General features: G+C 22.5%; 12 protein-coding genes and 1 pseudogene. 2 read left to right on the top strand and 11 right to left on the bottom strand.

The annotated features are described in order from the left end of the window. Nucleotides 1-1,204: 1,204 nt before the first annotated feature. From OC705_RS01355 to mscL, 9 genes are all read right to left on the bottom strand, one after another. Nucleotides 1,205-1,582, bottom strand: coding sequence for a PP-loop family protein (locus OC705_RS01355; protein WP_304512520.1), 378 nt, complete (start codon nucleotides 1,580-1,582; stop codon nucleotides 1,205-1,207). Nucleotides 1,583-1,587: 5 nt separating this feature from the next. Beyond that, complete coding sequence (gene aspS, locus OC705_RS01350; RefSeq protein WP_304512519.1) at nucleotides 1,588-3,330, bottom strand: aspartate--tRNA ligase; 1,743 nt, start codon at nucleotides 3,328-3,330, stop codon at nucleotides 1,588-1,590. A gap of 14 nt (nucleotides 3,331-3,344) precedes the next feature. After that, on the bottom strand, nucleotides 3,345-4,625 hold the full coding sequence (gene hisS, locus OC705_RS01345) for a histidine--tRNA ligase (RefSeq protein WP_304512518.1): 1,281 nt from the start codon (nucleotides 4,623-4,625) through the stop codon (nucleotides 3,345-3,347). Between the two features lie 122 nt (nucleotides 4,626-4,747). After that, nucleotides 4,748-5,893, bottom strand: a complete 1,146-nt coding sequence (gene mnmA / locus OC705_RS01340; RefSeq protein WP_304512517.1) for a tRNA 2-thiouridine(34) synthase MnmA — start codon at nucleotides 5,891-5,893, stop codon at nucleotides 4,748-4,750. Nucleotides 5,894-5,897: 4 nt separating this feature from the next. Next, nucleotides 5,898-7,730: a nitrilase-related carbon-nitrogen hydrolase gene (locus OC705_RS01335; RefSeq protein ID WP_304512516.1), complete on the bottom strand. Its 1,833-nt coding sequence runs from the start codon at nucleotides 7,728-7,730 to the stop codon at nucleotides 5,898-5,900. Between the two features lie 62 nt (nucleotides 7,731-7,792). Then, a complete protein-coding gene (locus OC705_RS01330; RefSeq protein ID WP_304512515.1) occupies nucleotides 7,793-8,530 on the bottom strand; it encodes a YitT family protein in 738 nt (245 codons plus the stop codon). 56 nt (nucleotides 8,531-8,586) lie between these two features. Further along, nucleotides 8,587-9,681, bottom strand: a complete 1,095-nt coding sequence (gene prfB / locus OC705_RS01325; RefSeq protein ID WP_304512514.1) for a peptide chain release factor 2 — start codon at nucleotides 9,679-9,681, stop codon at nucleotides 8,587-8,589. Nucleotides 9,682-9,720: 39 nt separating this feature from the next. Next, nucleotides 9,721-12,222: a preprotein translocase subunit SecA gene (secA, locus tag OC705_RS01320; protein WP_304512521.1), complete on the bottom strand. Its 2,502-nt coding sequence runs from the start codon at nucleotides 12,220-12,222 to the stop codon at nucleotides 9,721-9,723. A gap of 394 nt (nucleotides 12,223-12,616) precedes the next feature. After that, nucleotides 12,617-13,045 carry a large conductance mechanosensitive channel protein MscL gene (gene mscL, locus OC705_RS01315; RefSeq protein WP_304512513.1) on the bottom strand — a complete coding sequence of 143 codons (429 nt, stop codon included), beginning with the start codon at nucleotides 13,043-13,045 and terminating at the stop codon, nucleotides 12,617-12,619. A gap of 488 nt (nucleotides 13,046-13,533) precedes the next feature. Between mscL and OC705_RS01310 the strand changes: the two genes are divergently transcribed. Continuing rightward, entirely contained in the window at nucleotides 13,534-13,773 is a 240-nt protein-coding gene (locus tag OC705_RS01310) for a hypothetical protein (protein WP_304512512.1), read from the top strand. A gap of 893 nt (nucleotides 13,774-14,666) precedes the next feature. Further along, complete coding sequence (locus tag OC705_RS01305; protein WP_304512511.1) at nucleotides 14,667-15,458, top strand: hypothetical protein; 792 nt, start codon at nucleotides 14,667-14,669, stop codon at nucleotides 15,456-15,458. 2,126 nt (nucleotides 15,459-17,584) lie between these two features. Here the strand turns inward: OC705_RS01305 and OC705_RS01300 are convergent. Continuing rightward, a complete protein-coding gene (locus OC705_RS01300; protein WP_304512510.1) occupies nucleotides 17,585-17,923 on the bottom strand; it encodes an SVM family protein in 339 nt (112 codons plus the stop codon). 23 nt (nucleotides 17,924-17,946) lie between these two features. Then, nucleotides 17,947-18,341, bottom strand: a pseudogene (locus tag OC705_RS01295) (hypothetical protein); the annotation flags it as partial.

The following is an 18,341-nucleotide window of genomic DNA, read 5'->3' as shown; positions in this document are numbered from 1 at the left end:
AGAAGTCGCTTTATCCTTGGGCCTAATGACTTTAAACTCATTATTAGTTAATTTAATAACTGACCTTTAGGATTCTCCCAGTTACGCTAAATATCTACCTTGATTCCTTAGGCGAAGTAACCATTTTATTAATGGTGAGATTCCAGGTTTGTTAATTGATAAACTATCCAATACAGTTCTTTTTAATATTGATAGTCTCTGGACTGTCTAGATTTCGATAGTTTTCAGAACAGGTTCGAGTATCACATCTACTTATCTTCTTAGGCCATTTCAGGCTTATCCTTAGAACCATTTGGTGGCGGTATCTTCTTGACTAACTACTTCGTCGCAACCCGCTTTTAAGAACTGCTATAATTCTTTATTGTTTCCTTTAAAGAACTGTTCTTATCCTTGCCAGTGTTTATCGGCACTGGTTATTGGTTAGATAACACGATATTTAGGCCTCTTTGGGCGCCCAGAACTCCCTCGTGATAATTTTAATAAAATAGTTTCTGCTAAAATCGGGATAGAATAGTTGAGTTTAATAATGAATTTATTTCATTATATATTCCAAGCCAGCCCCCCACAGAACCGGACAAGCAAGTTTCCAAGCATCCGGCGCCTAATATCTGATATAAGATATTGAAACTCTTTCGCCATGTAAAGGTTATTATCCTTCGCCGTGATCAGGTTCTTCTAAAATATTCCAATTCCAGAATTAAACTGACGACTACTCTAAGTTTCGCTTTTCCCTTGGGTCAGCTACTAGCTGTTTTAAGATTTTTTTAACAATCTACCTTTAGGGAGATCGAAGTTACGTTATAATTCTACATGAAGTTTTAGGCGCGGTTTACAGTTACTTTAAAACTGAGGCTATTATTTAAACTTTATATTAAATAATAAGAGTCCTTTAATTTGCCAATTTAATGGCTGCTTGGGATGATACAAAATTCAAAATGATTAATAATTTTGTTCCATTAAAGCTTTTCTCGGATTAAATAACAACTTACCGAGTCTAGGTTTATTATTACGACGCTTTTTAACCGCTTAGGGACTTACACCTTCTCCTTGACTTCTGGTCTGGCAATAACTTTTTGGTTAGTTGTTTCACCTCATTTTGCTTTCGTGCTTTTGCTGTTATTAATTACTCTTTCAAGATAATTAATCAAGCCCACTTTTCAGTGTTTACGTGACCTTTAGGAATCATCCGTTCCCAAATAATTTGTTAAATTACAGAATTATATGTTTCTTTCGCGCCCTCATTTAAATGATGAGCTGTAACAATATAACGAGTTTTATATTGAACAGCTATTTTTTGCAAATATAATTTCCGAGTTAAACTAGCTTGATTTTGAAAATTTTTATTTTCCAAACTTAATTCGAAATAATAAAAAGGTATTTTACGTAATTGACAATATTCATTTACTAAAACTTTATCCTTATAAGATCGTTCTCGCTTTAAATGATTAAAATGAACTACAATTATTTGAAACTTTCTAGAATATAAATAATCTAACAAGGTCATAGAATCAACACCACCACTAACCGAAATGACATATTTATATTCTTTTTTTAATGTAATAGCTAATGGTAATAAAAACATAAATTTCAATTATCTTCCTTAGATAAAAATGATAAATTTAAAATATTTAATTGTTTTTGAGTTACAGTAGAAGGGGTCTGCAACATCAAATCTTGAGCTGTTTGAGTTTTAGGAAAAGCAATAACATCTTTAATATTATCTGTATCAGTCAATAACATAACAATTCTATCTAAACCTAAAGCAACACCGCCATGAGGAGGTGTACCGTACCGCAAAGCTTCTAAAAAAAAACCAAATTGTTTATGCATTTCTTCTTCAGAAAAACCTAATTTATAAAATATTTTTTTTTGGTAATTATATTGATAATTTCTTAAAGAACCACCGCCAATCTCATAACCATTCCAAACTAAATCATATGCGCATGCTTTTGCCTCATGAGGATTTTTATCCAAAGTTCGATAATCTTCTGGTTTAGTAAAAGGATGATGCATAGCTTTATATTTATTTTCTATATCATCAAAAATCAATAAAGGAAAATCTATAATCCACAATAAAGATAATTTTTGAGGATTAATCAAATTTAAATCTTTCGCTAATTTATTTCTTAAAAAACCTAAAGATTCATAAGTGTTATAAGATTTTCCCATAGATAAATCAAATATAAAAAAACAATATTCATTATTTTTTAAAAAATTTAATTCTTTATTTAAAGCATTAACAAAATTACCTTTAATTTTATCATCAATTTTAATCAAATAATACAAATCTAATTGATATTGATTTTTAATCCAACTACAATATTGTAAAATGGTTTTTTTATTTAATACTGATTCTCGCGATAAAATAAATTTAATACCTAAAATATGAAATTTATTAATAATTTCTGGATATATTAATGATAAATTAAAAAAATTCGTGAAATTTTCTATACATAAATCAAATCTTAAATCAGGTTTATCAGAACCATATTTTTTCATAGCTTGGTCATAAGTTAATTTCAAAAAAGGCTTCTCTATTTCATAATTTTTAAAATTTTTAATCAAAGATATCATAATCTTTTCTACTAAATTCATAATTTCTTCTTGAGACCAAAATGAAATTTCTATATCAACTTGAGTAAATTCCGGCTGACGATCTGATCGTAAATCTTCATCACGAAAACAACGTGCTATTTGAAAATATTTTTCAAATCCAGCAATCATATATAATTGTTTAAATAATTGCGGAGATTGAGGTAAAGCGTAAAAAGATTTAGGATACAAACGCGAAGGTACTAAATAATCCGAAGCTCCTTCAGGTGTAGATTTCGCTAATATAGGAGTTTCTAACTCAAAAAAACCCTGAGATATTAAAATTTGACGTATATTTTGAGTAATATAATGTCTTTGTAATAAATATTTTTTTTGTTTTTCTTTTCTTAAATCCAAATAACGATATTTTAATCTGTGGCTTTCATTGCTAGTGTTTTTATCTTCCACTAATAAAGGTAAAGGTTGTGATTCTGATAAAATATACAATTGGTTAATAATAATTTCGATGTCACCAGTTTTTAAATTAGGATTTTTATTAATCCTTTCTACTACCAAACCTTTAACTTCGACAACAGTTTCTATTGGTATTTTAGATATTTCGGAATATTGCTTATGGTTTTGTTCTATAACTAATTGTATTAATCCCGAAAAATCTCTCAACATTAAAAATATTTTATTGCTTAAATTGCGTTTACGAGCAATCCAACCTTTTAAAAATACTTGTTCACCTTGATTTTTTAAATCAATTTCATTATTATTATAGCTATATTTGCTCATTATGATTAATAAAGTTAACTCCTTCTTTTTAAAAAAGTAATAATATTATTTAAATTAACATTATAAATTATTTTGGTAGTAGTATTTTTAACTGTTAAAAAACTATCTTTTAATTCTTTAGCGCCTATAAAAATAAGATAATTAGGTTTTAATTTTAAAGCTTGTTTAATGCATTTAGTTAAATTAATTCCATCATCAGTATTATAAATAATTTCAGCATTAATATTATTTTGACGTAATTTTTGAATTAATATAAAAGCTTCATAATTAACTGAATAATCTACCGACAAAACACATACATCTAATAGTTTAAAATTAATATTTTTCCAAAAATTATTATACTGTAAAGCTATCATTAATCGTTCTATACCAATAGCAAATCCTATGGCTTTAATCATTTTTTTACTTCCAAAATGACAAATTAAATCATTATAATTACCACCACCACCTAAAATTAATTCAAAAGGTTCTTTGTTAGGTATTGGCAATGCAATTTCAAAAACTATATCCGTATAATAATCTAAACCTCTAACTAAAGTTGGATCTATGAAAAAATTAATATTTTCTTTTTTTAATAATGACAAAAATATTTCAAATTTATGTTTAAGAGATGAATCTAAAAAATTTAAAATTAATGGCGCTTGTTTTAGAAAAATTTTTTTTTGGCAAATTTTACAATCAAAAATCCTTAAAATATTAAATTTTTTACGTTTCAAACATAAAGAACATAAATCTGATGAAAAATTTTGTAAATAATCAGAAAAAATTTTAATAAACTTTTGACGTGTTTGTGCATTACCCAAATGATTAATTTTAATTTGTGCCTGAGGTAAATTAAAGAAATCTAAAATTTCTTTAACTAAACACAAAATTTCTAATTCTGATAAATCATGATAATTACCTAACATTTCGATGCCTATTTGGTGAAATTGACGATATCGACCATATTGAGGTCTTTCATATCTAAAAAAAGGACCACAATAATAGAATTTATAAATATTATCGAAATTATAAAGTTTATTCTCTAAATAACTACGAACGATACCAGCTGTTCCTTCCGGTCTTAATACAATGTTTCGGCCTTTTTTATCTAAAAATTGATAAGTTTCTTTTTTTACCATCTCAGATTGAGGTGTAGCATGATAAAAAATATCTCGATACTCTAAAATAGGGGTACGTATTTCTCGGAAATGATACTTCTCAATAATTTTTTTTAAATTTTGTTCTATAAATTGTAAATGTAACATTTCTTCTTGAAAAAAATCTTTAGTACCTTTAATTTTCTTAATATTCATAGTTAATTTTAATATTCCTTTGAAATCGTAATTACATACAAAAAAAACATGAATCAAATTATTATAAGTTATTTTTTTTATATTTCGAACCATAATAATAATTTAATTATCAATTTTATTATTTACACGTATTGACGTTTTTTATTTTTATAATAAACTTCTTTAATCATCCCTGCGCCTAAACAAATATCTTCGTAATAAAAAGCACATATTTGACCTGGAACTACTGATTTATTTTTTTTAAAAAAAATCCTTAATTTTTGATGATTAATCCAATAAACTTGTACTTTTTGTTCGGGTTGTCGATAACGAAATTTCGATTTTAAAACCATAATATTCGGATATTTAAAATATTTATAATCTCTCCAAATAACATTAATAATTAAAGCAGAATCACTATATAAATAGATACTTTCAGCATTTTGATCCACATAAAGAGTATTAGTAGATAAATCCTTACCGACCACAAACCAAGGAGATGAATTATAAGATGTATTTCCTAAATTTAAACCTTTGCGTTGTCCAATAGTATAATAATGAACCCCTAAATGTTTTTTAGGCAAAACATTGCCCTTTATATCTTTGATTAAACCTTTATTAATCGGTAAATAATTTTGTAAAAAAGCTGAAAAATTTCTCTCTCCAATAAAACAAATACCTGTTGAATCTTTTTTATTAGCTGTAACTAAATTTTCTTGATAAGCTATTTTTCTTACTTGCGTTTTAGTTAATTCACCTATAGGAAATAAAATTTTAGTTAATTGATGTTTTTTCAATTGAGACAAAAAATAACTTTGATCTTTATTTTGATCTTGAGCTTTTTTTAAAATTTGATTTTTATTGATACATTGAAGACGCGCATAATGACCCATGGCAATAAAATCCGGTTTAAAATGACGATTTACATAATCAGAAAAAATAGCAAATTTAATATAATTATTACATAAAACATCAGGATTTGGAGTTAAATTTTGATTAAAAAGCTCTAAAACATAAGAAAAAACTTGATCCCAATATTCTTGAGAAAAATCAACAAAATGACAATTAATATGTAATTGTTCAGCAATTTTTTGAGCATCTTGAAAATCCTTCATTTGAGGACAAATAGATTTTTTAAGGAAAGGATTACCTTTAATATCATAATTTAAACCACTATCCCAGTTACGCATAAAAACACCTTCAACTTCATATCCTTCTTTTTTTAAAAGAAAAGCAGATACACTGCTATCAACGCCACCAGATAAGCCAATAATAACTTTTTTCTTCACAATACTATTTTTTATTTTTACTGGACATTAAAGTTAAAAATTTGACATTAAATTTAGATATGAAATGGGTTTCTGCTCGTTCTAACAAACTATTTTCGAAAATTTTTGGACCTGAAGATATATAATTTCTTTGATTTTGATTTTGATAAAAACTTTTCAAAGTGTGATAAGTTAAATCTAAACTATTTTCTATATTGATATCAAATGTTTTTGTAAATAAAAAAGCAATTTTTTCCAAAGTTAAACTATATTTTAAATAATAATATAAAATAAAATCTTTTTGAATAACATTATCATCATTAGATCGCAAAATAGCTTTTTTTTGATAAAAAGATTTTAAATCAGGGAATTTCGAAAATATTTCTTTATTTAAATGAAAAAAAACTAATTCTGTTATTAAAGTATCTGATAATCCGATATTGAGATTAAAATTTACATCAAAATTATATAAACTTTTTGTAAACCTTCCTAAACTAATATCAGATAAATTATGATTTTCTAAAAAAATATTAATCTCTTTATGATTAATAAAATTCCAATTATGATTAACTATATTAATATTTTCATTATCATATAATGAATCATCATAATGTGATAATAAAGATGAATATTTGTGGTAATTCTTAATACCTATTTTTTTTAAAAAATCTTGTATTAAATTGAGAAAAACAATATCCGAATCATCTATAAAAATATTTAAATCATTAAATTTTTTATTATTTAATTTAAAACTTTGAATTGCTACTAACAAATTTATTAAATCATTTAAATTAGGACTTATAGATAAAAAAATTTTGCTATTAGGATAAGAAGATAATTTGTTACATAAAAATAAACATTGCAAATGATTAGATAAGGTTAAATTATCATTTAATTCAGATTCACTTATAAAAGGTTTAATGCTCCATTTTTTTTCAAAAATAAAATCTTTATCTTCGTTTAAGACAAAATAAGATTTCGCAATTATTATTTTTTTAGATTCTAATATTTGATCTGAATAAGTAGTATCTATTAAACGTTGATGTTTAATAAAATCTATACAAATATCTATAATTAAACTTGTTTCTGAATCAAAAATATCTTTTTCTCCTATTAAATTTCCTAAAATAGCAGCTATTTTATGGTTAGAAAACACAACATCATTAGACATTTCGCTTTTCATACCATTACTAACATAAAAATAACCTCCAATTTGTTTACGAGAATGATTGATAACTGCCATACGACGTAATTGTGCTTTACCTAAATGTTCTGTAGAAGCAGATAAATTAAAAATTAAATGCGCTCCTTTTTTAATTAATAAATCACTAGGTGAGTTAATAGTCCATAAATCTTGACAAATTTCTACTCCAAAACATACATTATGTAATTCATTAACAAACAAAATACTACCGAAAGGAATTTTTTGATTTAACAAAATAATTTCTTGTGCCTCAGGAATAATATTACCAGAAGTAAACCATCTTTTTTCACGAAATTCTTCATAATTTGGAATAGTATATTTAGGAACAATTCCTAAAATTTTTTTTTGTTGTATAACAATAGCTACGTTAAAAATCATCTCTTGCCAAACCAATGGCATTCCTAAAATATAAATACCTTTGAAAGAATTTTTTGTAATAATATAATTTAAAGATTTTACAATATTATTATTAAAATCATTTTCAAAAAAAAAATCACCAGCCGTATAACTACTTAAACATAATTCCGGAAACACCACAAAACTAGCTTTGCTTCTTGCTAAAACATTTAAAATAATATCATTATTTTCATCAAATTTTCCTAAATTTAAATCAGGGTTGGTTAATTCAATTTTTAAAAATCCATTCTTATACATTTTTTTATTTTAAGTCATTAACCTTTCTAATAAAATAATTTATATTATTATTTTATTTAATATTAATAATTTAAATTTTTATTATTTTCAACTAAATTAAATTTAACTTTTTTATCCATAATCCAACCCATAATATAAATAGATAATAACGATAATAAAATTCTTATCATAATTTCCGAAAACATATCAAAAAAATTTATTTGATCAAAACTTTCCAAAATAGATGATAAAAATATTAAAACACCATCAGTAATAAATAAAGAAATTTTAAAATTCATTCCATAACAATCTTTTAAAACTTGTTGAAAAACATCCATACCTCCCGTAGTAAAACCTAATTGTCTAATATTAGCTTGAGTAAATCCTACTAACAATCCACCTAATATAGATGCAACACATAATCTCCAATATTCATTATCCCATACTAACAAACGATTTAAAAAAATTGTCGAATCACCTAATATATAAGGCAAAAAAAACATTACTATCATTAGAATAATAGCTAAAATAGCACTTTTTAATATAAATTTTTTACCAAATATTTTATATCCAATAATTATTGCTAAAATATTATAAAAAAACATAAAATAAATCATTATTTTATCTGAAATAAAATAAGGATTATTTGTGAATAAATTACATAAACGCGAACTTGTTAAAGCTAATCCATCAGTTCCACCTACATTTAATTTACTACCTAAAGTAAATACAAACATAGTTATTGCTAAAATAATATCATTAAAAACAAGTATTAACCATTTATGAAGATTATTATGATAAAATTTTCGATCTCTCTTCATATATTTTTATTTTGTATCCTTTTTGAACAAAACATTTTAAATTAAATTGAATTTAATTAATTATCGCTCCTTAAAAAAGCGTTGATGAAATCATCTAACTCACCATTCATAATATCGATTATTTGAGAACTTTCGTAATTAGTACGATGATCTTTAACCTTTTGATAAGGGTGAAAAATATAACTTCTAATTTGCGAACCCCAACCAATTTCTTTTTGATCCGATTTCAAATTATTTTCTTGTTCTTTTTGTTTTCGCAAAGCTAATTGAAACAATTTAGTTTTTAAAATTTGTAAAGCTTTTTCTTTATTACGAATTTGACTTCTTTCATTTTGACAATTAACTACAATACCAGTAGGTAAATGTGTAATACGAACTGCCGAATCGGTAGTATTTACGTGTTGACCTCCAGCTCCGCTACTACGAAAAACATCTATTCTTAAATCTTGTTCTTGAATATCAACAGTAATTTCTTCATTAATTTCTGGCAAAACTTCACAAGAAGCAAAAGATGTATGTCTTTTAAAATTGGTATCAAAAGGTGATTTACGAACTAAACGATGTATACCTCTTTCAGATTTAAAATATCCATAAGCATAAATACCTTTAATTAAACAACTAACAGATTTAATTCCAGCTTCTTCACCTGCTTGTAAATTTAAAATTTCTAATTGAAAATGTTTTTTTTGAGCATATTTTTTATACATCCTAAAAAGCATTTCGCACCAATCTTGAGATTCTAAACCGCCAGCACCAGAATGTAACATTAAAATAGCATTATTTTCATCATAAGTTTTATTCAATAAAACTTCAATTTCTAAACTTTTAATATCTTGTTGTAATTTTTTTAATTCTAAAATTAACCAACTTAAATTTTGTTGATTATCTATTTCCTCACTTGATGATAATAAAGTTAAAGCTTGGTGTTGTTTTTGTAAATTAGTAAAATGATTAATTTTATTTTGTAATTGACTAAATTTTTGAGTAACACGAGCAGCTTCTTGCGGATTATCCCAAAAATTCGGTTTTGCCATTAATAATTTACAAGATTTAACTTGTTCTAATAAATTTGGGATGTCTATTTTATGTTCTAAATTAAATAAAATAGATTTTAAATTATTTAAAATTTGATGAAATTCATATTTTTCCATTATAAAAAGTTATCCCCTCTGGAAATTATATTTTTGTAATTAATCCCAAGGTTTTTTAATATATTTTTTAGTTTTCATTTTAGGTTTATCATTTAATTGTGATGATTCTATAGAATTTAAATCATGAAACAAATCTAAATCTTCAAAAAAATTTGATTTTAAAACAATTTTGGTAATATCTTGAGAAATATTTTTAATCATACGATTAAAAAATTTTTGACCTTCTTGTTGATAAACGATTAAAGTATTTTGTTGCCCATAACTTAAAAAATTAATACTTCTTCTTAATAAATCCATATCATTAATATGACGTTGAAATTTAATATCAATATTTTTTAATATAATTAATCTAATAATGTTGAAATACTGTTGTATATCACATTCGGAAAATTGTTTTTTTTGTAGTTCTAAAATATGACGAGCTTTATTCAAAATAATTGATTCTATTTTAGAATAAGCTAAATTGGTTTGTTTATTATCTTGAAAATCTAATTCTGTTAAAATGTTTTTGGGAAAAAAATTAATTTCAAAACATTTAATTAATTCTTCTATAATACTTTTTTGATCTAATTTTTGATATTTTTCTTGTTTCATTGAATTAAAAAAATTTTTTATTTTATCTTTCAAAGTTTTATCCATGATATTAAACAAAATATTTTCAATTTTATCGGAAGATAAAATTTCTTTACGTTGTTTGTAAATAATATCTCTTTGTAGCTGTAAAACGGAATCAAATTTTAAAACAAATTTACGATATTCAAAATTGGAAGATTCTATTTTTTTTTGTATGTTTGTAAATAAATTAGTTAAAAAACGAGAAGAAACTGAATTATTTTGTTGTTTATTACTATATTGTAATAAAGTAACTAATTTACTAACTTTATCAGAACCAAAACGTTGTATTAAATCATCTTCTGCGGAAACGAAAAATTTAGTATAACCAGGATCACCTTGTCTACCAGAACGGCCACGCAATTGATTATCAATTCTTCGTACTTCATGTCTTTCTGTTCCTAAAACAGCTAAACCACCTAATTCTGCAACACCTTCTGCTAAACGAATATCTGTTCCTCTCCCGGCCATATTGGTAGCTATAGTTACAGCGCCTTTTTGACCAGCTTTAGCTATAATTTCAGATTCTTTTAAATGATTTTTAGCATTTAAAATTTCATGAGATATTTTATTTTTTTTTAAATATTTGGAAATTTGTTCTGACACTTCGACACTTACAGTACCTATTAAAATTGGTTGTTTTTTAGCATGTCTTATTTTAATTTCTTCTATTAAAGCTTTCCATTTTTCTTTTAAAGTTAAAAAAACCAAATCAGGAGCATCTTCGCGAATCATTTTTTTGTTAGTAGGTATTTGAATAACTTTCATGTTATATATACTAATAAATTCTTTTTCTTCGGTTTTAGCTGTACCAGTCATACCAGATATTGATTTATAATTACGAAATAAATTTTGATATGTAATCATAGCAGATGTCTCAGTTTCTGCTTTAATAATACAATTTTCTTTCGCCTCTAAAGCTTGATGCAAACCGTCACTAAACTGTCGACCAATTAAAGCACGACCCGTAAATTGATCGATAATCACAATTCGATGTTCTTGTACCAAATAATCTTTATCTTTTTCCATAACAAAACAAGCTTTTAAAGCATTTTTTATAAAATGTAATAAAAAAGAATTTTGATTACTATATAAATTATTAATTTTAAAAAATAATTCTGCTTTGCGAATTCCTTCTTCGGTTAATTCAATAGTTTTTGATTCTAAATCAATCAAATAATGTTCAGATTTTAAAGATTTAGCAAAACGATCAGCATCTCTATAAAATTGAAGACCAGATTGTACATTATTAGAAATAATCAAGGGAGTTCTAGCTTCGTCAATTAAAATAGAATCAACTTCATCAATAATTACATAACCGTATTCGCGAGTCATTAAAACATTATTGATATTACTTTCCATATTATCTCTTAAATAATCGAATCCAATTTCGCTATTAGTAGAATATAAAATATCACAATTATAAGCTATTTTTTTTTCTCTAATAGATTTATTTTTAAGATTTAAACCTACACTTAAACCTAAAAAACGAAAAATATCTCCTATAACACCTTCTGCTTCGCGACGCGCTAGATATTCATTAACAGTTACAATGTGAACGCTATCACCTCTTAAAGCATTTAAATATGCTGGCATAACAGCTGTTAAAGTTTTACCTTCTCCAGTCTTCATTTCTGCAATATTTCCCTTATGCAAAACAATAGCTCCTAATAATTGGACATAATAAGGTGTTATTTTAGCTACTCTAGTAGAAGCTTCACGTACTAAAGCAAAAGCTTCAACTAAAATATTATCTAAAGACATACCATTTTTTAATTTTTGTTTTAATTTAAGAGTTTCTTTAGGAAAATCTTCATCTTTTAATTGAGACATCATATTGCTTAATTGATCAATTTTATCAGCAACTTTTTTAATTTTATTCAAATATCTTTTGGAAGGATTACGAAATTGTTTAACAAAGCCTAATATTGTTTTTGCATATTTTAATATCATTAGATTACAATCCTTTTTCGATTCCATAAATTTAATTTAATAAGTTTTTTCAAAAATATTTAATGAAGAAACAAATTTTTTATAATAATTGTATTTTTATATGAATGTAAATTTCAAACTTGTAATTTTAATTACAATTATATAAATGACAATTATAAATTTTATCCTATTAATTATATCAAAACTACTAAAAAAAATATATTTTAAAGTATAATGAATATTTTTATTTATTTCAAATATATTAAAATCTTTAAAAAATATCTTATAAAAAATAATAAAAATAAAAGAGTGCTTTTTTATTATTAAAAAAGCACTCTTAAAATAAATTACAACGAATTTCAATAATCATATTGATAAAAAAATTTAATTTTTATTTATTTTTATTAATTAAAATGTCTTTAATTTCTTTTAAAATTTTTAATTGTTCATGTTCAATAGAAATTTTGTTTTCATTTTGATTTTTTTTACTAAAATATTTAGAATAATATAAAACAATTAAATATAAAATAAATGAAACAGATAAAAAATCAAAAACATTTTGTAAAAAAATTCCATAATTCAAATAAATGTTATTTTTTAATTGCCAATTTAAAGTCTGCAAAGAAGCACCTGTATCACTAAAAAGATAATTAATAGGAGGCATAATTATATCAGTAGCTAAAGAACTAACTACCTTAGTAAATAACTGACCTAATATAAAAGCAACTGCTAATTGAACAATATTACCCTTACTAATAAAATCTTGAAATCCTTTTTTAAATTCTTTAACTTTATTTAAATTTATTTTTTCAGATGACATCTATAGACCTCTTTTTTATAAAAATTTAATATTTATAATTTTTAAATTGTAGTATGTATTTTATTTGGAGGATTAAAGAAATTATATTTAACAAAAAACAATTTAACAAATATAATAAAAAATTTTTAATTTTAACTTTAAATGAGAAAAATTTATATATAGTGAAATATCCGGATATATTTTAAAATAAAAAACTAAATATGTCAAACAATACTGATAAATAGAACTGTAATTTTTATTTTATTGATAAATTTTTATTATCGAAAATAAAATAAATTACAAAATATATATTAATTTCATTATTTTTTTAAAAAACAATTCTTACAAATATTTTAGTTTAGTAATTAAAATAAAATATAATATTAGCACAAAAATTAAAAAAAATATAAAATATTTATGAAAATAAAAAATAAACTTTATTATTGACAATATTTAATAATAAATTTTTTATTTTAATTTATAAAATTCATAAATTAGGAGATAATATCATGAACAATATTGAAATACAATTTACTGGTATCACATTATTTTTTATATTTTTATTTATATTATTCACATTTTTATTATTTTACTTGTTTTATAAATGGGGATATTTTTGCGGAATGAATGATAAAAATGTTATTTTTCCTGTAATTGTATCTTTTTTAATTGGATTTGGTGGCGGCATTCTTTTTGTAGTTATAGGTTATCAAGTAGGTAGTAACGAAAAGAATAAAAACAAAAAATAAAACAATTATATAAATATTAGAGAAATGAAAAATTAAAATTTTATTAATAAATCTATTAAAAAATTAATTAAAACTTTAATCAAAATTAAAATAATACAGAGCGTTCTTTCGTGCTACACCCTATAAAAGTATTAAAATTAATAATCTGGTCATTATGATAAAGATCAACTTCTTTAGTTGATCTTTTTTATTTTTTATAAGAAATAAAAAAAATTCTTACTCTTATCTTTTTTAATTTATTGAACCAATGCACTTTTCCGTTTTTTAGACATATTTTAATTTAAAAATCGCTCTTTAAAACTAAAAATTAAATAGATAATTCCATATCTTTTTAAACTAACCAAGTAATTTTTATTACACTTAAAAAGTATCTAATTTTTTTCATAATTTGCTAGTTTTAAAAGATCTTTTTATAAATATTTTATCCCTACAATATTATAGTTAGATAAAAAAGTTAAAAACTCATAAAGAAAATAAAAAAAGAATATTTAACCTTATTTTATCATGTTATTTAAAGTTATTTAAAAAAATGTACAGTAAAACAACCTCTTATTAAGAAGATTTCGAGTTTATTATCGATAATTAATATTTATCTAAAAGTTTGAGAATATTTTACAGGATATGAATTATTTAATTTATATAATTTTAAAAAAATATTCATCTAAATTTTATATTTATGTATTTTAAATTATTTTTAAGATACATCATTTATATTTTTGCATCAAAATTTTAATAAATCTATTTTATTTTTTAATAAAAAATAAAAAATGATTTTTTTAAATAAAAAAACAAACAAATCAATGTATAATACTTAGATTACGATTATAAATAATAAAAAATAAATACAAATTATTTTTATTATTTTTTAGAAAGAAAACAATCCAATTAATATTATGATAAATTTACACAAAAAACATTTTTTAATTTTAAGCATTATATTTTTAACAATTATAATAATTTTTATATATATTAAAAAAACGACAATTAATAATAATTATAAAACTGATATTTCTTTTCAAGAAGTTTCTAATTCTAATTTCGCAGAAAATATGAATTTAGAAACACAATCATCAATGCAAGAATTTAATTCTCAAGCAGAAAATAACCATAAAACTAATATTAATATTTATCAATGGGAAAAAATTAAAAATTATTTTTTAGAATCGGATTGCGATAATGTTTCTGAAATATCTTTTTTACCACTTAAAGATCAAGCTTTTATTAAAAATGAAAAAACAAAATTTAACATTAAAGAAAAAATAAAACAAAAACAAGATTTAATATCTAAATGGCAAAAATGGTTTGATTATAGCCAAATAAAAATAAATATTTTACAAAAAAAAATAAATTCTCTTCCTGATCCGCAAATAATAGAAGATGAATGTCAACAATTAACTACATCTGAAAATAAATCGAAGCAACATCAAATGCATACAAATAATAATATCTCAAATATAAATCAACAAATACAAATATATAATACTGACAAAACAAATCAACAATTACAACTAAAACGAACACAAATAAAAGAACAAAAAGAAGATTTTTATAAAGAAATCGAAAAGGAAAAAGAAAATCAAAAAAGATTGTCCAAAACAATGGATGAAATAGAAAAAAATCATTATAACGAAATTAAATATAACATTCAATATATTAAAAATAATTTTTATATCCAACAAAAGTAATGTAATTATTCTTGTATATTTATTTTAATCTTATATTTAAAAATTAAATTTAATATAATTTTATTTTAATTTAGAACTTTATTGCCAAAGTCAAGTTCGCTTATTTCTTGGTTTATTTTGACCTCAAATTATTATTTTATTATACTAAATACTTATTTAATAAAGCTTTTAATTTTTGAAATGATTACAAATAGGTCAAAAATATTTAATATTTTTAACCAAAAAAGCCAAATTAGCAAAAAACCCCACTTATTTAACAATGAATTAAATTTAAATAATTAATAAAACTGATAAGAATTTCCTTAAGAAGTTTTTTTATTGCATCGATAAAAATTAATAAAGCAAAAAAGAATATAAATTATGTTTATTAGTTTTCGATGATTAATTCTTTATTTTATTGTATTTGATGTCTTTTTTTACCAATTTGAATTCAACAGATAATCTTTTTTAAAAAAGAACAAAATAGAGATCCACAAAAATCATCTCCAGTTAAAGACACATAACAATTAACTCTCCCCAATTTAAAAGAATTATAATTATTTTCTTTAAAAAACATATTTAAATGTTTTTTAACACGAATAGTCACTTTTACTACTGATTTAATGGCTATTATAAGTATTTTTTTGTAAATTTGTTTAAAAAATTCAAACCTAATATAAAAAATGATAATTATTATCTTATAAGATCTTTTTAGGGGGGAGATTTTTTTTATACTTTAATTTATATCTTCAATGAATAAAAAAAATTAAATTGTCTTTGAAAGTTTATAAATATGGCAACAAAAACCAATCTCATCGAGTCTCTTCAATAATAATTAAACTAACGACAAATTAACTACCAATTATATCAAAAATTATAAAAAATAGTAAAAAAGATTAATTTCTTTATTATTTTTTTATTATTAAACGCAAAACCAAAAATAAACATACAATACAAAAATTAATAATAAATAAAATCAAAATTGTATTTATTTTGTAAAGATTATTTTCTATTCTTGAAGTTACTGTTGTTAAAAATTTTTTTATTTTTAAATGTAATACTTTGAAACTCAAAAAAATTACAGTTAATGATAAAATTGACAAAATTATTATAAAAAAGATTATTAAAAGCCTGAAAACATTATAAAAGATATCCAACATGAAATTTTTCCTTATTTCGTTATTATATAAAATTTTTACATAGAATAAATAATAGTAAAAACGTTTTTTATAATATAAAAAACATAATGACTTTATTATACCTTATAAATTTATTCAAAAACAAGAAAAATTTTATATTAAAATAACAGTAATATTTATCTCTCCAAATATTAAATTTTAATTTAATTAATAAATATTATTATTATATTCAGAATATATTTAATCTTATATTTTTAAATAATTGATGGAAGCAATTAATTTTATAATTCACCATTTTTATTATAAAAAAATTAAAATTCTTTAATTTCTTAATTATTGTATTAAAAAAGATTTAATATTATATTAAAAATATTATATTAAAATAATTATAAAAAAATTTAAATAAAAATAAACAAAAATATTTATAATATTTTTAATTGAGAATTTTGAATAATTAATATATTTGGATTTCCTTTCTTGTATTTATAGCAATTCTTAAGTTTTTTTAAATAGAGAAGCGATCTCTAAAATAATAATAAATTTAAACAGTCTATTTTACGCCATCAATATACCAATTATCTTTAAACAAAATGGATTATAAAAACCAATTATTTTTGCCTTTTTCATTATAAAAAATGGTACTATTATATCATATTTTTTATCTAATTTATCAAATGTTCACAAATGGTAGCGAAGCAATTTGGTTTCTTTCGCGGAATTCAACAAAATTTTTAATTACTCAGTCTAAAAATTAAACCATTTTATTAATATTTTGTTTGAATTCTTCATCCTGATATATTTTTAGAAAATAAGCGGTAATAAAGATTTGCTATTATCATATTAATGTATTAAAAAAATTTCTTTAAATAATTGTTTTAAATTGTTCATATTATTAAAACTCCTTTTAGTTAATAAAAAATATTTTTTATTATTTTTTATTATTAATAGAAATAAAAAAAGACCCCCCCAAAAAAGGGTCTTAAAAAAAATAATAGTTTGTTTTAAATTTTATTTTTTAGAATCATCATATTTTTTAGAAGAAGAACCTGTTTTTTTAGACTTAAGTGCTTTTTCTTGTAATAAATTTAATATTTTTGAATCTGATAACATTTGAATGATTTTATTTCGATCTTCTTCAGAATAATTTTCCAAAGTCTTGTGTAATTCATAATATTGTGATACATCTTTTTTGGTTGTTTTTTCTTGTTTTTCAGAGAAAGAAATGTCTTTACCTTTATCATTTTTAGGAGCTGCCATAACTTGATGAATATTTATTAAGAAGAATGATCCTAAAAAACTCATTAAAAATAATGGTAAAAGATGTAATTTAGTTTTTATTTGCATCATTTTAACTTATAACTCCTTTGTAGTTATCCCTCAGCTGAGGTGATTTTGTAAAGAGAGTATAGAGAGTTTAAGATATTATTTTTTAATTGTAATTGTTCATCTTCATATCTTTCTTCTAAAATTCTTTTGTAATGTTCGGCATCAGATAACATTTCTTGGTAATCTTTTTTGTTTACTTCTAATTTATCAATTTTAATTTCGACTTGTCTTATTTCTTCAATAATAGCTTGTTTTTCTTCTTGGAATTTTTTGATTTTATCTTCGTTACCTTTTCTATCGATTTTGAATATATCAATTTCTTTCTCTTTGGTTTCTTGTTGTTCTTCTAATGGTGTTTTTTGTTTTTTAAAAGATTCTATTTGTGACAGAAGAGAATTTAATTGCGATTGGTGTTCATCGCATTCTTTTTGTTTTTCAT

The organism is Candidatus Phytoplasma fabacearum, from assembly GCF_030586805.1.
GTDB classification, from domain to species: Bacteria; Bacillota_I; Bacilli_A; order Acholeplasmatales; family Acholeplasmataceae; genus Phytoplasma; species Phytoplasma fabacearum.
Note: the sequence above shows the minus strand (reverse complement) of the source record. Positions and strands in the feature narration are given on the sequence as shown.

Excerpts from the sequence above, each read along its gene's own strand:
- OC705_RS01335 (WP_304512516.1), bottom strand. The coding sequence starts at position 7,730 with ATGTATAAGAATGGATTTTTAAAAATTGAATTAACCAACCCTGATTTA.
- hisS (WP_304512518.1), bottom strand. The coding sequence starts at position 4,625 with ATGAATATTAAGAAAATTAAAGGTACTAAAGATTTTTTTCAAGAAGAA.
- OC705_RS01310 (WP_304512512.1), top strand. The coding sequence starts at position 13,534 with ATGAACAATATTGAAATACAATTTACTGGTATCACATTATTTTTTATA.
- OC705_RS01300 (WP_304512510.1), bottom strand. The coding sequence starts at position 17,923 with ATGATGCAAATAAAAACTAAATTACATCTTTTACCATTATTTTTAATG.
- prfB (WP_304512514.1), bottom strand. The coding sequence starts at position 9,681 with ATGGAAAAATATGAATTTCATCAAATTTTAAATAATTTAAAATCTATT.
- mscL (WP_304512513.1), bottom strand. The coding sequence starts at position 13,045 with ATGTCATCTGAAAAAATAAATTTAAATAAAGTTAAAGAATTTAAAAAA.
- OC705_RS01330 (WP_304512515.1), bottom strand. The coding sequence starts at position 8,530 with ATGAAGAGAGATCGAAAATTTTATCATAATAATCTTCATAAATGGTTA.
- OC705_RS01305 (WP_304512511.1), top strand. The coding sequence starts at position 14,667 with ATGATAAATTTACACAAAAAACATTTTTTAATTTTAAGCATTATATTT.
- OC705_RS01355 (WP_304512520.1), bottom strand. The coding sequence starts at position 1,582 with ATGTTTTTATTACCATTAGCTATTACATTAAAAAAAGAATATAAATAT.
- aspS (WP_304512519.1), bottom strand. The coding sequence starts at position 3,330 with ATGAGCAAATATAGCTATAATAATAATGAAATTGATTTAAAAAATCAA.